The sequence below is a fragment of the Pontibacterium sinense genome (assembly GCF_015209595.1).
GTDB lineage: Bacteria > Pseudomonadota > Gammaproteobacteria > Pseudomonadales > Balneatricaceae > Pontibacterium > Pontibacterium sinense.
This window is the reverse complement of sequence record NZ_JADEYS010000009.1, coordinates 1-15,549: the sequence shown is the minus strand read 5'-3', so window position 1 is coordinate 15,549 and position 15,549 is coordinate 1. Positions and strand designations below refer to the sequence as shown.

Below are 15,549 nucleotides of genomic sequence, written 5' to 3'. Positions count from 1 at the left end.
AAGTCAGCCCCAAAGCCGGGCGTTATAAACCTTAGGAGAGAACCCTTGACCTCTGTCGAAGTCAAAAATGGTCAGGTGAGCAAATGGAATTACTCTGAGGGAGGTAAATCTCTTGATGGGTCAGTAATTTCTCATATAGTCGGCCGTGAAGAAGATTTCATCATTTTTTATTGTGAAGACGGAGCTCTTAGCTGGGAGCATAGAGACATTCCAGATTGGGCTTACTCGGCATTAGAACAATATGAAAAATTGAATAGTAAAATCCCAAGTTATCTTGGCCAAATTCATAAGAGTGATATTAAGTCGAAAATGGCTATATCCCTACTTTCAGCATTTCGCTCTAGAAAGCATGATGAAACATCAATATTAAACTGCTTTGAAGAGGCGATGCAGTTTGTTTCAGACTTTGAATCAAGGGATGTCCTTTTCGCAGGTGAAGGTTTCTATTTGTTCGAGAAAGATGGAAATCTTTTATCAATAGAGTCATCTTTAAGTGATGAGCTTTTAGATAAAGCTTTTATAGAGGCATCATATTTATCCCAACAAGCAAAGCACTCACTCTCTGGGGATAAATTACATCAATCTAACCGGTTAATTGCGAACGCTTTTTCTTCATACAAAAAATGTGATGAAGAAGATATATTTTCCAAAGCTAATGATTTTATTGAAACACAAGTAAATGATTCTGCAAGAATAAATTATTTGTCTATTTCTGTTTTTGTTTCTTTTATAGCTTGCTTGATATTACTGCTGGTTTACTACAATGCAGAAGGCTTGGGCGAGTCAATGAAAAAAATAATACTATGTTCTTTTGCTGGCGTTATCGGAGCAACTATTTCGATTCTGCAAAGAAGCAAAGAAATAAAACCAATGCCATATTCATCCAATGCGCTTTTGGGGTTTCAGGGTGTGGTACGAATATTTTTAGGAGTTGTATTTGGTGCATTGGTTCCTGTATGTGCAAATGCTGATATTGCATTAGGGTTGGCAAAAGATAACGTGAATGCCATCTTCCTAGTTGCATTTTTCGCAGGTATAAATGAACGCTTCATACCTGATTTGCTTGAGAAAAATGTGTCCAAGCCTGGTTTGTAATAAATGCATCAAAGTGGACGCCTAAGGCTTGGCTGGCGCCCATTCTTTGCTAATTTTAGCTAAGCCTTATCCGCAATACATGCGGGCGTTATATTAATAAAAAACTGTATCTACACTTTTTAACGGAGAGTTACCATGAGTGTGTCAATAAGTGATTTGAAAGTTATTGCTAGCAAAGGCGGAGGGATGGTTCTTGATGCTAGAACGATATCACCGTCAGATCTGAAGGTTATCGCATCAAAGGCTAGTGATACGCAAGCACAAATAACCTTGAAAAATCCAAATGCATTAAGTTCTAGTGATTTGAAAGTAATTGCATCGAAGGCTAATGGCTGCGTCGTTTTTGATTTTTACAACACTTAAAAATATAACAAACGGCTGTTGTTGCCACTTTGTGGCTGGGACTGTCTTTTCGCTGCTTCGCAGCTACAAGTCAGCCCCAAAGCCGGGCGTTAGGTTGATTGGTGCAAGGATGAGATCAATTGCAAGAAGCAAGTGGGGAGCAGGATTAGCATCTAGTCCCCTTTATATCTTCATAGCGATCCTGCTAAGTTCTTTGCCTGTTGTGGCCTGGATCCTGGCTATCATCGCAACATCGATACTTGTTGATTTTCTCTATTCAAAAGCACTGAACAACTTTTCAGAAACTAATCGAAGCCACATGGCTTTCATGGGGTTTTGGATTCTTATTCAAATACTTATTATCGGCTCATGGTTTGTTGGGGTAGGCTTGATCAATGAAACAACCTAACAAGGCCGTCAACGTTCAGCCCAGCTGCGCTGGTCTTGGACTGTCGCTGCTGCGCAGCGCCAGCCCGTTACGGCGGCGTTATGTGTCAAAGTAAGCAGGGAGTTATAAGTTGAGTAAAGGTATTAAAATGGAATTTTCTAAAAAGAATGATTCCGGAGACGCTATTTACCATATCTCAAAATTAAAAAAATCTGACAATGGAAACCTCAACTGCAGATACTGTGGGACTGACGTTCAATATGTATCTGCTTACACGAGAGGGGCTTCGAATACACCTGTTGCGGCATATTTAAAGCTATGGCAAGACGCAGAGCATAGTAATGAATGTGGTTACTCTGTAAAAGGAGCTGTCGATCTTTTAGTTGCAGAGTCAAACTCAGTAGAAGATACCAACCCTATATTTGAGCTGCAGGATGATGGTAGTTATCTATTTAGGATGAATATTTTGGTAGATGCCCAGAAGGTGGCGCAGGATCTTTCGAAATCTGGTAAAGAGTTCGAGGCAAGTGAGCATTTATCATCGCGAAGAAATTATATTCGTTCTGAAAAGCAATTAGCTTCATATTTTCGCTCTGCAGCTGGCATCGCTAAGCTAAGAGCGCTCATCCAGGAATCCTCTGATGTTGAAGTGTTAAAAAATGCTATAAAAATACAATACAAAGATAGCTTCGTTTCTTGGAATGATTTTTATTATGATGAAACGAGATACAAAATACTATTCAACCGCCTTCTTAAAGGGCGAGTATCACACCCAATCGCAGTAAACATCACCCTAAAGGGTGAAGCAAGCCTCTACAAAGAAGCAAAGTATTTCCCATGGAGCTTCCGAAATTATAGCCAAACTGTAACCACTGATGGTGAAAAGCTTGTTTATATACCTAAGTTACAACTTGCCAAGGAGAGCTTTACAAAGAACATTTCGGGTGGCGATACATTATTGGTGATTGGTGATGTTTGGGCGAATAAGGTAAAGGATGAATCCTCAATTTTTAGAGGTTTTAATATTTCAGTTTTTAATAGGTCACAGTTTAAGAAAGAAATTGAATCAGAGTAAAACACATAACAAGTCAATCAACTACGCTCCTTTCAGTCGCCGGACACAGAAAAGCTGTGCCGGTTATTGAGGCGTTATGTTTCTTTAGAGATACTGTTATGGAAATGGTTACTATTCATGGAGATGAATGGAAAAAAGAAGATGTAGAAGAACCCATTGCATGGGCTAAAACAAAAAAATGGTCGAAAACCCAATGGTACTCTGATTCTGAAAACTGGGATCATGACCACTGCCAAATATGCTGGTGGAAACTTTATAAAAGTGAACAGCCTGAACATTCTATTGGCTATCATAATTCTGAAAATGATAATTGGCTATGTACTGAATGTTTTGAACAATTTGTTGAAATCGAAACATAACAAGCCAATCAAGCGGGACTTTTAACTGTTGGCTAGGTTTCGCTCCGCTACACATTTTAGCCAACAATTAAAAGCCCCTTATTGGGGCGTTACAAGGCATAAGGAAAGTTCCGTGAAAAGGGAAAGTTTGTACGTCCAAGAAGCAGAGGCTCAAGCGGAATATGCATTAATGGCATATGAAAGCTACAAGAGAGCTTTGGAAGGCAAAGATGTGAAGTCTGTGTTTTATCATCTTCATCACTTTGTCGTTCATGTGACGAATATAGACAAGATCCTATTTCCAAATAAGAATAGGTTTAGGAGTGAGATCCTAAAGGAAACTCAATCAAAGACAAGCATAGATATCAGTTCTATTCGGAGATTACGAAATCACCTTGAACACTTTGACGAAAGAATGGACAACTATGTCAAAAACTATAAAGGGCAAGCCTACTTTGACAATAACCTTATTACAGGGGCTAAGGATTTCCCTAAACACAACTGCTTGCGGGCGTTAGACGGCGATACTTATATCTTCTACGGTGAAGAATTCAACTTGGATGAAATCTATGACCACTTACGACCGCTGCAAATAATCCTACAGGATGCCGTATAACAAGGTGGTGTTGTCGCCTACGGCTCGGACTTGCCACTACGTGGCTCGCCCCAAACCACGGCGTTACATATAAAGAGAAGTATGGAAACAATATTAGATAATCTGAGTGATCCGTCTTGGTGGTTTACCGGATTGCTTTTTGGAGTAGTTGTCCCGCTAATAGTAAAGAAGCTTCCGTCAGCACTTAGGCCTTTTGCTAGGAAGTATGTCGCAAAGCAAAAATGGAGGATAAAAAGATCTAGAAATTCAATAGCAGATCTGAATTATGAAATATCTAAAGCCAATGCAAAATCATTGATGTTCTTTATGACTTGTTGCTTGTATTTGGTTTGGTTTGTGTCTGGGACTCTGAGTAACTTGCTATCCGAGAATACGGTTCTTTTTATTTTGGCCATCCTGCCAATATACATCGTAGAGTTTATGTGGATTTTCCAAGACCAACTAACACAGAAAGCTATCAAAGAGCATAACCGTATACGTGTAATAAGGCACTCAAGTAAGGAAGCGATCACGCGCCGATTAGCGTTGCGTTAGTTAATATAATAGGGAAGTTACTATGGATATGTTTACTAGATTTAATCGGAAAAATATTCAGGATCGACAAATTGATACTTTGATTGGGCTTAGTAAGGGATTGATTGCTGATGGAAAGATAAACCAAGCTGAAGCGGAATTCCTGTATGGCTGGCTTATTCAGAATCGTCAGGCGAGTGAAAACCCTCTTATCGTCAATTTGCTAGAAAAAGTCTCCTCAATGCTTGAAGATCGAGTTCTTGATTTGGAAGAATCTGCTGAATTACTCCGTATACTTCAGCAGGTTTCCGGGGAGGCATCGGACATTGGAGAGTTGGCAAAAACTACAACTCTCCCCATCAATCAACCATTACCTCCTATTAGTTTCAAGGAAAGATCATTCTTGTTCACTGGTACGTGTACCTTTGGAACTAGAAAGCAATGTAATGAGGCGACGGAGTCATTAGGGGGGCTCATTGCGAAAAGCGTAACCAAGAAACTCGATTACCTTGTCTTAGGTACATACGTAACCGACAGTTGGGCACATGAGAGCTACGGTCGGAAAATCGAGAAGGCAATGGAGTACCGTGATGATGGCTTACCTATCGTCATTGTTACGGAAGAGCATTGGGCTAATGCTGGAAAACTCTAATTACGCATGCAATTTTAATAGGGAGGTATATGGCTGCTCATGGATGTGAAAAGTAAGTTAAGTAATACTCAGAAAAGAAATGTTTTGGATAAACCTATTTTTTCTTGGGTCATCACCGGATTGATTTTGTATTCAATGGTTTGCTTTTCTATAGAAACGCTTCCTGACTTAAGTGATGATACTCGCTTATTTCTTGGTTATTCTGAAGTTGTAGTTGTCGTAATATTTACATTAGAGTATTTGTATCGTTTTTTCTTCGCAAGAAGTCGAATAAAGTTTGTTTTTAGTTTTTATGGCCTTGTCGATCTCTTAGCTATTCTTCCTTTCTATCTAGCTTTTGCCGTAGATATGCGTACTTTGCGTTTGGTTAGGTTGTTGAGAGTGGCCCGATTACTGAAACTAACAAGGTATAACAGTGCGATTTATAGGTTTAGTCGAGCTCTATATATTGCAAAAGAAGAACTGGTGATTTTTACGTTGGGCAGCTTTGTTATGCTCTACTTGGCAGCGGTAGGTATCTATCACTTTGAACATCATGTACAGCCTGAGGTCTTTCGTTCCATTTTTGATTGTTTGTGGTGGGCAGTGGCGACACTAACAACGGTGGGCTACGGAGATATATATCCAATTACAACCGGTGGTAGATTATTTACTTTCGCTATATTAATGGTTGGTTTGGGTCTGGTTGCAGTGCCTACCGGAATAGTGGCCTCTGCATTATCATCCATACGCCTAGAGCAAGGAGAGGCTAGAAAATCAATCAACACCGAAGAGGTAAGCCAAGACGGTTCTTGAAGCGCTATATGGCGGTACTTTGATCTCTCTACATCAAACAAATAGGGACGTAGTAAGTTGTACTGCATTGCTAAGCATTAAATGAAAAAATACAAGGAATGATATTTGAAATTCATATTCGTTGATGCAGAAAATATAGGGCTTAAAGAGGTGGAAGCTATAAGTGCATCTATTTCCGATAAAGTGCTTGTGTTCTCAAAAAATGACGCTGTAAAGGAAGCGTGTGCAAGAAAGCTATTCCTTTCTATTTCAACTTATCCAAGTGGATCAAATCAAGCTGATTTCTATATAATCGGTAATTTGGTAGGGATTGTCGCCTCTCTTACTGAGCAACAACGAGAGGTTTGTGAATTTATTTTGTATTCGCAAGATAACGCATTGGTTACAGCTTTCTCATTTCAGTGCAATCTTCACAAGATAAAGTACACAGTTGCTTTGGAACCTAAAATACAGTCCAAACCTAAATCTGTCATAGAAGCAAAGGAAGTAGTAGCTCCGAGTCTTGAACAAAGGATTTATGATCACTTCGAGAAAGAGCAAACGACAGAAATAGTGCGAAAAAAGCTTAAACAGCCAAAATCTGATTTCACTAGGGCGTTGAATACGTTGATTAAAACAAACAAAATTGTACGTGTTTCAAAAAATAAAAAAACGTGGGTTCGTGCACGTTGTATGTAGCCAATTCTTGGCGGTCATTGCCATGACTAGCTGAACAGTTAAGGATGCATTTGATCTTCCATTGCGGATGGTGTCAGATAAATCACCATGATTGAAATTAAACATCCACACGATCTCAAACGCCTACGCCGACTTGCTCTAGCAACACAAGGGTTGCTGCAAGCTCAGCCCTATGGGGCAGGCTTGGTGGGGGCACGTAAGGCGATTAACCACCTGGGATACGTACAGATCGACACCATATCGGTGGTGGAGCGGGCGCATCATCATGTTCTGCACTCTCGTGTACCCAAGTTCAAGCCTGCGATGACAAATCAAATGCTGCTCGATGGAGAGGTGTTTGAGTATTGGTCGCACGCGGCGGCGTTTCTCCCCATCGATGATTTTCGCTTCTCTTTGCCCTACAAGCACGCCATTAAATCCGGTCAAACCCATTGGTATAAGAACCCTGATAAGAAGCTGATGGGTGAGTTACTGGCACGCATACGTTCTGACGGCCCGCTACGATCCCGCGATTTAGAAACCAATACGACAAAGCGTGCAGGGTGGTGGGATTGGAAACCCGCGAAGAAGGCAATCGAACAACTGTATATGGAAGGCGATCTGATGGTTTGTGATCGTGAGGGTTTCCAGAAAACATACGACCTCACCGAGCGGGTACTGCCATCTCACGTCAATTCGACGATGCCCAGTATGGACGAATATGCGGCGCACTTGTTGGATCAGCAGTTACGTTGTCATGGATTTGCTTCGCTCAAAGGACTGACCTATCTGCGTCGAAATACTGAACTGCGCAAGACGATGAAGACTTTGGTGAATGAGCGATTAGCGCAAGGGTTGTTAGAGCAAGTACAAGTGCCCAGTGGTGAATTCTTTGTATTGGAAACAGGTGCTCTTGAGCGCCGTCTTCCCCGCTTGAATGACCGTATGTTGATTCTCTCGCCATTCGATAACAGCGTCATCCAGCGTGACAGACTGAAGGCGGTGTTCCAATACGATTACCAATTAGAATGCTATGTGCCAGCCGCTAAACGTCAGTACGGCTACTTCTCCCTACCGCTGCTCTACAAGGGTGAATTTATCGGGCGAATGGATTCTAAGGCGCATCGAAAAACCGGTCAGTTGGAAATCAAGCTGCTGCATTTTGAACAACACAGTTTTGATGAAGATAGGGTGATTGCGGCGTTTGTAGAGGCCATCACACACTTCAGTCATTTTCAGGCATGTGATTCCGTGTCTTTGGCGACAGTCCATCCCAAACAGTTAACTCAGCGTTTGCACCGTGCACTAAAGTCGCTAGAGTGACACTCAGATAGCGGCGGGGGGAGTCGATCCCTTTCGTGTTGCGCATGATGATTCAAGGAGATTACGTTGCCTCATTGTATAGTCGAGTACTCAGTTGAGTTGGAAGATGTGTTAACGCCCGCCATGCTAATGGAGGCCGTTCACGATGGGGCATTGGGTTCGGGGCTTTTTGACGGTCCGGATATTAAAACTCGGTTGGTCGCATACACACACTACCAAGTTGGAAACGAGAAGAAGCCATTTGTGCACGTGTCTGCAAAGATCCTTTCGGGGCGTAGCAGTGAGCAAAAGCAGGTGTTGGCGCAGTCCATCTTAGACAAGATGCGTGTGCTGGCGTTGGCCAATATTTCGTTGACGGTTGAGGTCCTTGATATGGATCGCAGCAGTTATGCTAAGTGCGTTAACTAATCCTATGAATGACTTCACTCACACCCATAGCAGCCAGAACAATCGAGATTGAATGACTAAGCAATTCCACCTCAAAGGACTCTATCGTGGAGTACCGACCCAGCGTTACGGGTTTGAAACGGCGATCGACAAGTCTCCGGTGTCCACACGCATCTATCTTTCACCTGAAGGGCTGGAAGGGGATCAGTGTGCAGACAAACGGCATCATGGCGGCCTGGAGCGTGCACTGCATCAGTATCCGTTTGAGCACTATACATACTGGCGACAAAAATACGGTGCTGAGATCGATTGGCAGGCACCAGGCATGGGTGAGAACCTCTGCACTGAAGGTATGACAGAAGCCTCCGTGTGTTTGGGTGATCGCTATCAGTGGGGTGAGGCGGTGATTGAGGTGAGCCAGCCGCGTTCTCCATGCTTTAAGCTGAACGAGCGCTGGGGGATCGAAGGTTTCTCTGTGGATATGCAGACGATCAGTCGCTGCGGTTGGCTGTATCGGGTTGTTCAACCCGGTTGGGTGAGTGCTGATGAACCTCTGGCGCTGATCGAACGCGTACCTAATAGGATGACGGTACGCGAGGTATGTGATCTGTTCTTTGGCGATCCTCTCAATGAGGAAGGGTTGTTGAAGCTAAAAGATCAAAGCCGGTTGTCTGATAGTTGGATGAGTAAGGTTGAAGCGCGCCTTAAGACGAACGAGGTTGAGAACTGGAACTTTCGATTGTTGGGGCGTGCAGGCCCCTGAACTCAGTTCAGCCAATGCTCGACTTCTTTTATTAAACCCGTCGTCCACACAGTGTTTAATAAAAGTGCCCTATATTCACGTATTGTCGCTATTCCTGCTCGTCATGTTTTTCTGGTACGAAAATAATGACAGTCACTACGATCAAAATAACGGCACCCAATATATAGCCAAAGCGCGCCAAGCCTATGCCTTCCATACCATGTGCTTGATAAAACAGATAAATGGCCAGGCAAACGGCTACAATTGCTCCAAGTATTTTCATTATTACCCCTTAGGTTCTGCGACATCGGCCTGATGTCGAATACGATTATATCTAAGATTTTATTATAACCGACTGGTTTCTGCGTATTGCTAAGTATCGATTCCTAGGCGATGCACAGTAGGCCGGGAGACCTACCGTTCTTTATTTCTCAGCGCGCAGTTATAGGCTCGCTAATATCGCTTCGGCTTTGCTAACTTCGAATGCTTTTGGGGCTTCGACGTTGAGCTGTGTTACGACGCCGTTATCGATCACCATCGCATAGCGTTGTGAGCGTACGCCGCCAAAACCCGCCGTATCCATCTCTAATCCGAGTGATTTTGTGAAGCTGGCATCGCCATCACCCAGCATCATGATCTCGTCGGCGTTTTGTGCGTCACCCCATGCTTTCATCACAAATGCATCGTTGACGGATACGCAGGCGATAATATCGACACCTTTCGCTTTGAGCTGATCTGCCAGTACCACGTATCCCGGCAGATGGGCGTTAGAGCAGGTTGGGGTAAAAGCACCGGGGACGGCAAACAGAACCACTTTCTTATCGGCAAATAATTCAGTGACTTGGTGATTAGCCATGCCCTCGTCGGTCAGTTGGCTCAAGCTGCTTGCAGGGAGTGTTTGGCCTTGCGCTATCATCGTTTTTTCCATGGTTGAATGAGTCATTCACAGTCTAGTCTCGAATCTGTGTCATAACCACGGACAGATACTAAGGCTAAGTGGTGTTGAGTGGCAGGATAGGTGTCGACTCGATGCTGTTTGTCCGTAGTGGGTTTCATTCATTCTGGTGGGTTGATGGTAAGATCATTGCCAGCATTGGTGTGGTGACATAGTGATCGCAACTTTACGTTCAATGATATGATCAGTGCAGGATAAAGACTGGGTCTTGATGTAAGGAGAGAGGATGCTGCTCACTGAGTTTTTAATTACCACCTTTGTCATCGTGTTGATTCCAGGGACAGGTGTTTTGTATACGTTGTCGACCGGGTTAACGCAGGGGTGGCGAGCGAGTCTGTTTGCGGCTCTGGGCTGTACCGCTGGCATTGTGCCGCATCTGATCGCTAGTATTCTTGGACTAGCGGCAATACTGCACACAAGCGCACTGGCGTTCCAGATCTTTAAGTTTCTGGGCGTGCTGTATTTGGCTTATCTGGCGTGGGGTATGTGGAAAGAATCAGGTTCGATTCAACTTGAAAGCGGCAAGGTGGAGTCTGGCTATGGGCGTATTGCGTTACGTGCGGTCCTCGTCAATATTCTGAATCCCAAACTGTCGATCTTTTTTCTCGCCTTCCTGCCGCAATTTGTCCCTGCGGATGCAGCATCACCGATGCCTTACATGTTGTTTCTAAGTGGGATATTTATGCTGATGACGCTGATTGTATTTGCAGGCTACGGCGTATTGGCGCATCGGGTACGTAGCTATGTTTCGCAGTCGCCGCGTATTGTGCAACGTATTCAGCGTGTGTTCTCTGGGTTATTTGTTGCGATGGGCGTTAAGCTTGCGGCGATGGATAGGTGATCTTCATCTAAGTGGAAAAGCGGGCGGCTCTTCATTCTGAAAGAGCGGCCCGGTCAGTATTAAACCGTTTCGGCTTCCAGTTCATACGCGCCTTCGGCGTTGTGAACTTCTTTGCCATTCAGAGGCGGGTTAAATACGCAGGCCATCTGCATCTCTTCAAAGGCGCGAAGAATATGCTTGTCGTGCTTATCCAAAATATAGAGCGTACCCGGCTTAATCGGGTACTTCTTACCATCCGCCAGCGTTTCAACTTCACCTTCACCTGATACGCAGTAAACGGATTCCAGATGGTTCTGATAATGCATCTGGAAGTCTGCGCCTTTATAAATGGTGGTGATATGGAAAGAGAAACCCATGTTGTCTTCTTTGAGCAGCATCCGGGTGCTTTCCCAGTTGCCGTCAGGGGATACAACTCGACGTTGGCTTTGCTCTGCTGAGTTTAGATCACGTACAATCATTCTTATTCCTTACCTTATGCTCATGTGGTTCTACGTAGCGCTGGCGCGTGATCACCTACCCTTGCGTAGCGGCATACTCCAAGGGCCAGGCAGGTGTCACGCGATCATGTGTTAGGCGGCAGATTCGATTGTGCCTCACATGCCTACGTTTTTGGTTGCGATATGATTAGCTTGCGAGATCAACAGGCGGGAAGTACTTCTTCTGTACCGGAATTGAGCTTTCTCCCGCGCAGACGTCGCGAATCGCGTCTTCCAGAATATCGATGCCTTTCGCAAGATTGTCGATATCGATAATCAGAGGGCAGAGTAGCTTAACCACGTGATCATCTGCGCCACTGGTTTCGATAATCAGACCGTTCTGGAAGGCTTTTTTGGTGATCTTACCGGCCAGTTCGCCGTTTACGCAGTTGATGCCCTGGAACATACCGCGTCCACGGGTGGTGAAGTTGCCGTTACCGTATTTCTCGACGATATCTTCAAGGCGCTCAGACACATAGCGGCCTTTGCTCATGATCTCGTTGGAGAAACGATTATCCGACCAGTAGTGATCGATCGCCGCTTTAGCAGTGACAAATGCGAAGTTGTTACCACGGAAGGTGCCGTTGTGCTCACCCGGTTTCCACTGGTCCAGCTCCGGCTTGAACAGTACAACCGCAAATGGCAGACCATAGCCGCCCAGTGACTTAGACAGTGTCACGATGTCTGGCTTGATGCCTGCCTGTTCAAAGCTGAAGTATGTGCCGGTGCGACCACAACCTGCCTGAATATCATCAACAATCAGCAGGACTTCGTGTTTTTTGCACACTTCGTCCAGTTTCTTCAACCAACCGAAATCAGCTGCGTTGATGCCGCCTTCACCCTGCACGGTTTCTACAATCACGGCTGCCGGTTTATCGATACCGCTGCTGGAGTCGCACAGGACTTTGTCCAGATACACGGTGGTATCGATGTCTTCACCCAAATAGCCGTCATACGGCATACGGCTTACGCCGCTCAGGCTGACGCCCGCCGCACCACGGTGGTGAGAGTTACCTGTTGCTGCAAGTGAACCCATGCTGACGCCGTGGAATCCGTTGGTGAAGCTGATAACGTTTTCACGGCCGGTGATGTTGCGCGCCAGTTTCAGGGCTGCTTCTACCGCGTTGGTTCCGGTAGGGCCGGTGAACTGCATCACATAATTGAGATCTCTAGGCTTCAGAATCTTTTCGTTAAAGGCTTCCATGAATTCGCCTTTAGCTTTGGTGTGTAGATCCAGACCGTGAGTGATGCCGTCACTGTGGATGTAGTCCAGCAGTTTTTCTTTGAAGATCGGGTTGTTGTGGCCGTAATTCAGCGTGCCGGCACCCGCCAGAAAATCGAGGTACTGATTGCCATCCTCGTCGTACAGGAACTCGCCCTGCGCTTTGTTGAAGATGCGGGGAAACGCGCGGGCATAGGACTGAACTTCTGATTCAATCTCGTCGAAAATTTTCATATCAGTATTCTCAATAATCTATTGTGTGGCTTGTTTAGAAAGGCGAAGTATCGGCGGTGGCGATGGTGAGATCAGCGCGATAAAGAACCGATGCGGACAAGTAGCTCTGAATCGTGCTCATCATTGAAGTGCGTCACCCGATCAAACATCGGTGAGCGTTCCAGAGAGGCATTAAAGTGTTTTGCTAATCGTGTGAACAACGCCCATGAAGCGGCATTGTCTTCGGTGATCGTTGTTTCTAAGTGGGTAACCGCTGCGAGTTCCTTGCGTCCCAAAAGTTGTTGCAACATCTGGCTGCCAAGTCCCATTCCGCGGGCATTTCCGCCTACTGCAACCTGCCAGATGAACAGTGTTTTGGGATGTGACGGTTTCAAATAACCACTGATAAAACCCAGAACTTCTCCTTCCCGTTCGGCAAGAATGGAGGTTTCAGCAAAGTGGCTGCACTGCAGTAAGTTGCAGTAGCAGGAATTGCTATCTAATTCAGGGGTTTGGGTAATAAGCTGATGTACTGAAAGACCATCGATATCAGTGGGTTTGCGTAAGGTTACGCCGGAGATATTCATTGAGTTCCTAATAATTTGAACCGCTAATATTTAGTAATGCTATATATTATAGAACATACTGATCGGCGTTATACAAGCTGAAATCGCTGGAAATCCCGTATAAACGGTCGATTGAATAGTTTGAAACACGAACAAACGTAGAGGGCATAGGGGCTGGATAGCTAAAGAAAAAAAAAGTACGTAAAATGAGCCACCACAAAATCTGAGCTGGAAAATCCATGGAAAACAGCCAAAGAACACTGGTCCTGCTGCGACAGATCATTCGATCCACGGATATGCAGGACAAAGAGATCAGCCGCAGTACCGGGCTGACGCTACCGCAATTGATGGTTATGCAAACATTGCGAGAATCTTTGCGACTGACGACAGGTGAGTTGGCGAAAGAGATGGCGCTAACACAGGCTACCGTGACCAGCATTCTGGATCGCCTTGAGAAGAAATCACTGATTGCCCGAGAGCGTGGTACAGAAGATAAACGCAAGGTGTGGGTGAGTCTCACCGACTCAGGACTAGAGTTGATGAAAGGCGCACCAACCACACAGCAGGATATCTTTGTGCGCCACTTTGAAGATATGCAGACGTGGGAGCAATCCATGGTGGTTGCTAGCTTGGAGCGCGTTGCGTTCATGCTGAACGCACAACATCTGGACGCTGCACCGGTACTGGATATCGGTCAGCTCGACCGTGCGCAGGATGAGCATTTAAAGAACTAATTACTGTGCCGGACAACGTGTTCCGGTATGGGTGAATTCCTTCCGGCGATCTGTCCTTCCTGATCGCCGTTTTATTGCTTTTCCTCTGCCCAAAAGGGCCGTTAGCTATACTGGACTTACCGGTGGTAATACCTGCATCGGAAACCCCAATGTTTAGAGTGGCTAAAGGTTTCATGTTTAGGGTTGAGGTGGTTACTCGTCCTTAGTCATACCTGTAGCTGCAAGTGCTTCTCGCAAGGCAGCCCATGCTCAGTACTGTTGCTTTATTCGCCATCCTGTTGCTGTTCGCGATGCTGATCGAGCCATTGGCTGAACGGCTCAAACTCCCGTTCTCCAGCTTCCTTGTCATCGTTGGATTTGCTGGCTCAGAACTGATTGTGATGATGGGTTTTGATACCGGCCTTCGCTGGTACGAATTTGTCGATATTATCCTGCATTTGTTAGTGCCGATTATCATCTTCGAGTCGGCATTTAACGCCAATTTCAAAGCACTTATCAGCAACTTACCCGCAGTACTGTTCTTGGCGGTGCCTGCGATGCTGTGCGCGGCACTGTTAACCGGAGTGCTTATTTTCTGGGGGATCGGTAGTGCCGAACATTTTCCATTGCTCACGGCGCTGTTGGCGGGTGTTATTTTGTCTGCAACCGATCCTGTGGCGGTTGTCGCTATTTTCAAGAAGCTGGGCGCCCCTGATCGGCTCAATGCGCTGCTGGAAGGGGAGAGTCTGTTTAACGATGTCACCGTGATCGTGGTTTACAGCATTCTGGTATCGGTATCGCTCAATCCTGAAGTAGATCTGACGATGACTGATGCAACCCTGATATTTACGCAAAGCTTAGTTGGCGGCGTGCTGGTTGGAATCGTCATCGCGTATGTGGCTCGCTACCTGTACGGCTGGTGCAGTGGCCATTTCAGACATACGTTGCTGGGCATTATCGCGGCGATTGTATCGTTTTATGTGGCTGAGCATTGGTTGGCTGTATCGGGTGTGGTGGCCGTATTGAGTGCCGGTTTGGTATTGGGTGAGTTCTGCCGTAAGAAACCACAAGGTGATCACCTGTTTGCCGGTGAATTTTGGGAGCTTAACGCGTATATCGCCAATGCCATTCTGTTCATATTGGTAGGCGTGACGGTGACGGTTTCTATGTTTAGCAGCCAATGGCTTGCGATGCTGGTGGGCATCGGTGCGGCGACCGTGGTGCGGTTTGCGGTGGTGTATGGCCTGTTTCCGGTTTTTTGTTTGCTACCGAGAGTGGAGCCTTCCGATAAACATTACAAACAGGTGCTGATGTGGGGTGGGTTGCGCGGTGCCGTTTCGCTGGCGTTGGCGTTATCGATCCCCGTGGAAATTGAAGGTTGGTACACCGTGCAGTCGATTGTGTATGCCGTGGTGACTTTTACATTGTTTGTACAAGCGCCGTTTATGGATCGATTGGTGATGAAAACCATTAAGTGATCTGTGTGAGCGTGGGAGTGGGCGTTGTGTTGGGAATCGCTGCGCTCGTCCCAACCTACGTTGGCTGGTGGCGGATATGGATTTAGTAGATACCATCTCTCCATATGTGCCTCAAGTGATTGATTAGGTCATTTGAGGTACATATTCAGTTTGCTGTTTCAG

The 15,549-nt window shown here is 45.4% G+C and carries 20 protein-coding genes; 15 read left to right on the top strand and 5 right to left on the bottom strand.

What is annotated here, in order from left to right; genetic code table 11:
- Window positions 1–45: 45 nt before the first annotated feature.
- The 12 genes from IOQ59_RS10185 to IOQ59_RS10130 all read left to right on the top strand — a co-directional run bounded on the left by IOQ59_RS10185 (window position 46) and on the right by IOQ59_RS10130 (window position 8,944).
- Complete coding sequence (locus IOQ59_RS10185; RefSeq protein ID WP_193953184.1) at window positions 46–1,095, top strand: hypothetical protein; 1,050 nt, start codon at window positions 46–48, stop codon at window positions 1,093–1,095.
- A 135-nt stretch (window positions 1,096–1,230) separates the two neighbouring features.
- A complete protein-coding gene (locus IOQ59_RS10180; RefSeq protein ID WP_193953183.1) occupies window positions 1,231–1,458 on the top strand; it encodes a hypothetical protein in 228 nt (75 codons plus the stop codon).
- A 109-nt stretch (window positions 1,459–1,567) separates the two neighbouring features.
- The gene (locus IOQ59_RS10175; RefSeq protein WP_193953182.1) at window positions 1,568–1,846 is read left to right on the top strand and encodes a hypothetical protein; all 279 of its coding nucleotides are present in this window, start codon (window positions 1,568–1,570) and stop codon (window positions 1,844–1,846) included.
- Window positions 1,847–1,955: 109 nt separating this feature from the next.
- Complete coding sequence (locus IOQ59_RS10170; RefSeq protein ID WP_193953181.1) at window positions 1,956–2,900, top strand: hypothetical protein; 945 nt, start codon at window positions 1,956–1,958, stop codon at window positions 2,898–2,900.
- 98 nt (window positions 2,901–2,998) lie between these two features.
- Window positions 2,999–3,259, top strand: a complete 261-nt coding sequence (locus IOQ59_RS10165; protein ID WP_193953180.1) for a hypothetical protein — start codon at window positions 2,999–3,001, stop codon at window positions 3,257–3,259.
- 112 nt (window positions 3,260–3,371) lie between these two features.
- On the top strand, window positions 3,372–3,854 hold the full coding sequence (locus IOQ59_RS10160; RefSeq protein WP_193953179.1) for a hypothetical protein: 483 nt from the start codon (window positions 3,372–3,374) through the stop codon (window positions 3,852–3,854).
- Window positions 3,855–4,410: 556 nt separating this feature from the next.
- Window positions 4,411–5,019 carry a BRCT domain-containing protein gene (locus IOQ59_RS10155; RefSeq protein WP_193953178.1) on the top strand — a complete coding sequence of 203 codons (609 nt, stop codon included), beginning with the start codon at window positions 4,411–4,413 and terminating at the stop codon, window positions 5,017–5,019.
- A 39-nt stretch (window positions 5,020–5,058) separates the two neighbouring features.
- Entirely contained in the window at window positions 5,059–5,814 is a 756-nt protein-coding gene (locus IOQ59_RS10150) for an ion transporter (protein WP_193953177.1), read from the top strand.
- A 105-nt stretch (window positions 5,815–5,919) separates the two neighbouring features.
- Window positions 5,920–6,492 (top strand): hypothetical protein, encoded by a 573-nt coding sequence (locus tag IOQ59_RS10145; RefSeq protein ID WP_193953176.1) that lies wholly within the window; start codon window positions 5,920–5,922, stop codon window positions 6,490–6,492.
- An 87-nt stretch (window positions 6,493–6,579) separates the two neighbouring features.
- Complete coding sequence (locus IOQ59_RS10140; protein ID WP_193953175.1) at window positions 6,580–7,794, top strand: winged helix-turn-helix domain-containing protein; 1,215 nt, start codon at window positions 6,580–6,582, stop codon at window positions 7,792–7,794.
- Window positions 7,795–7,860: 66 nt separating this feature from the next.
- Window positions 7,861–8,202 carry a 5-carboxymethyl-2-hydroxymuconate Delta-isomerase gene (locus IOQ59_RS10135; protein ID WP_193953174.1) on the top strand — a complete coding sequence of 114 codons (342 nt, stop codon included), beginning with the start codon at window positions 7,861–7,863 and terminating at the stop codon, window positions 8,200–8,202.
- Between the two features lie 52 nt (window positions 8,203–8,254).
- Window positions 8,255–8,944 carry an MOSC domain-containing protein gene (locus IOQ59_RS10130; protein WP_193953173.1) on the top strand — a complete coding sequence of 230 codons (690 nt, stop codon included), beginning with the start codon at window positions 8,255–8,257 and terminating at the stop codon, window positions 8,942–8,944.
- Window positions 8,945–9,032: 88 nt separating this feature from the next.
- On the opposite strand, the gene IOQ59_RS10125 is transcribed toward IOQ59_RS10130, so the two are convergent.
- Window positions 9,033–9,206 carry a hypothetical protein gene (locus IOQ59_RS10125; RefSeq protein WP_193953172.1) on the bottom strand — a complete coding sequence of 58 codons (174 nt, stop codon included), beginning with the start codon at window positions 9,204–9,206 and terminating at the stop codon, window positions 9,033–9,035.
- Between the two features lie 159 nt (window positions 9,207–9,365).
- Entirely contained in the window at window positions 9,366–9,866 is a 501-nt protein-coding gene (locus tag IOQ59_RS10120; RefSeq protein WP_228050829.1) for a peroxiredoxin, read from the bottom strand.
- A 238-nt stretch (window positions 9,867–10,104) separates the two neighbouring features.
- On the opposite strand from IOQ59_RS10120, the gene IOQ59_RS10115 reads away from it, so the two are divergent.
- Window positions 10,105–10,719 (top strand): LysE family translocator, encoded by a 615-nt coding sequence (locus IOQ59_RS10115; RefSeq protein WP_193953171.1) that lies wholly within the window; start codon window positions 10,105–10,107, stop codon window positions 10,717–10,719.
- Between the two features lie 59 nt (window positions 10,720–10,778).
- Here IOQ59_RS10115 and IOQ59_RS10110 read toward each other — a convergent pair whose 3' ends face one another.
- The 3 genes from IOQ59_RS10110 to ectA all read right to left on the bottom strand — a co-directional run bounded on the left by IOQ59_RS10110 (window position 10,779) and on the right by ectA (window position 13,217).
- Window positions 10,779–11,177, bottom strand: a complete 399-nt coding sequence (locus IOQ59_RS10110) for an ectoine synthase (protein WP_193953170.1) — start codon at window positions 11,175–11,177, stop codon at window positions 10,779–10,781.
- Window positions 11,178–11,343: 166 nt separating this feature from the next.
- Window positions 11,344–12,651: a diaminobutyrate--2-oxoglutarate transaminase gene (gene ectB / locus IOQ59_RS10105; RefSeq protein ID WP_193953169.1), complete on the bottom strand. Its 1,308-nt coding sequence runs from the start codon at window positions 12,649–12,651 to the stop codon at window positions 11,344–11,346.
- 71 nt (window positions 12,652–12,722) lie between these two features.
- Window positions 12,723–13,217: a diaminobutyrate acetyltransferase gene (gene ectA, locus IOQ59_RS10100; protein ID WP_193953168.1), complete on the bottom strand. Its 495-nt coding sequence runs from the start codon at window positions 13,215–13,217 to the stop codon at window positions 12,723–12,725.
- A 218-nt stretch (window positions 13,218–13,435) separates the two neighbouring features.
- Between ectA and IOQ59_RS10095 the strand changes: the two genes are divergently transcribed.
- Entirely contained in the window at window positions 13,436–13,930 is a 495-nt protein-coding gene (locus IOQ59_RS10095; protein WP_193953167.1) for a MarR family winged helix-turn-helix transcriptional regulator, read from the top strand.
- A gap of 245 nt (window positions 13,931–14,175) precedes the next feature.
- On the top strand, window positions 14,176–15,387 hold the full coding sequence (locus IOQ59_RS10090; RefSeq protein ID WP_193953166.1) for a cation:proton antiporter: 1,212 nt from the start codon (window positions 14,176–14,178) through the stop codon (window positions 15,385–15,387).
- The last annotated feature ends 162 nt before the right edge of the window (window positions 15,388–15,549 follow it).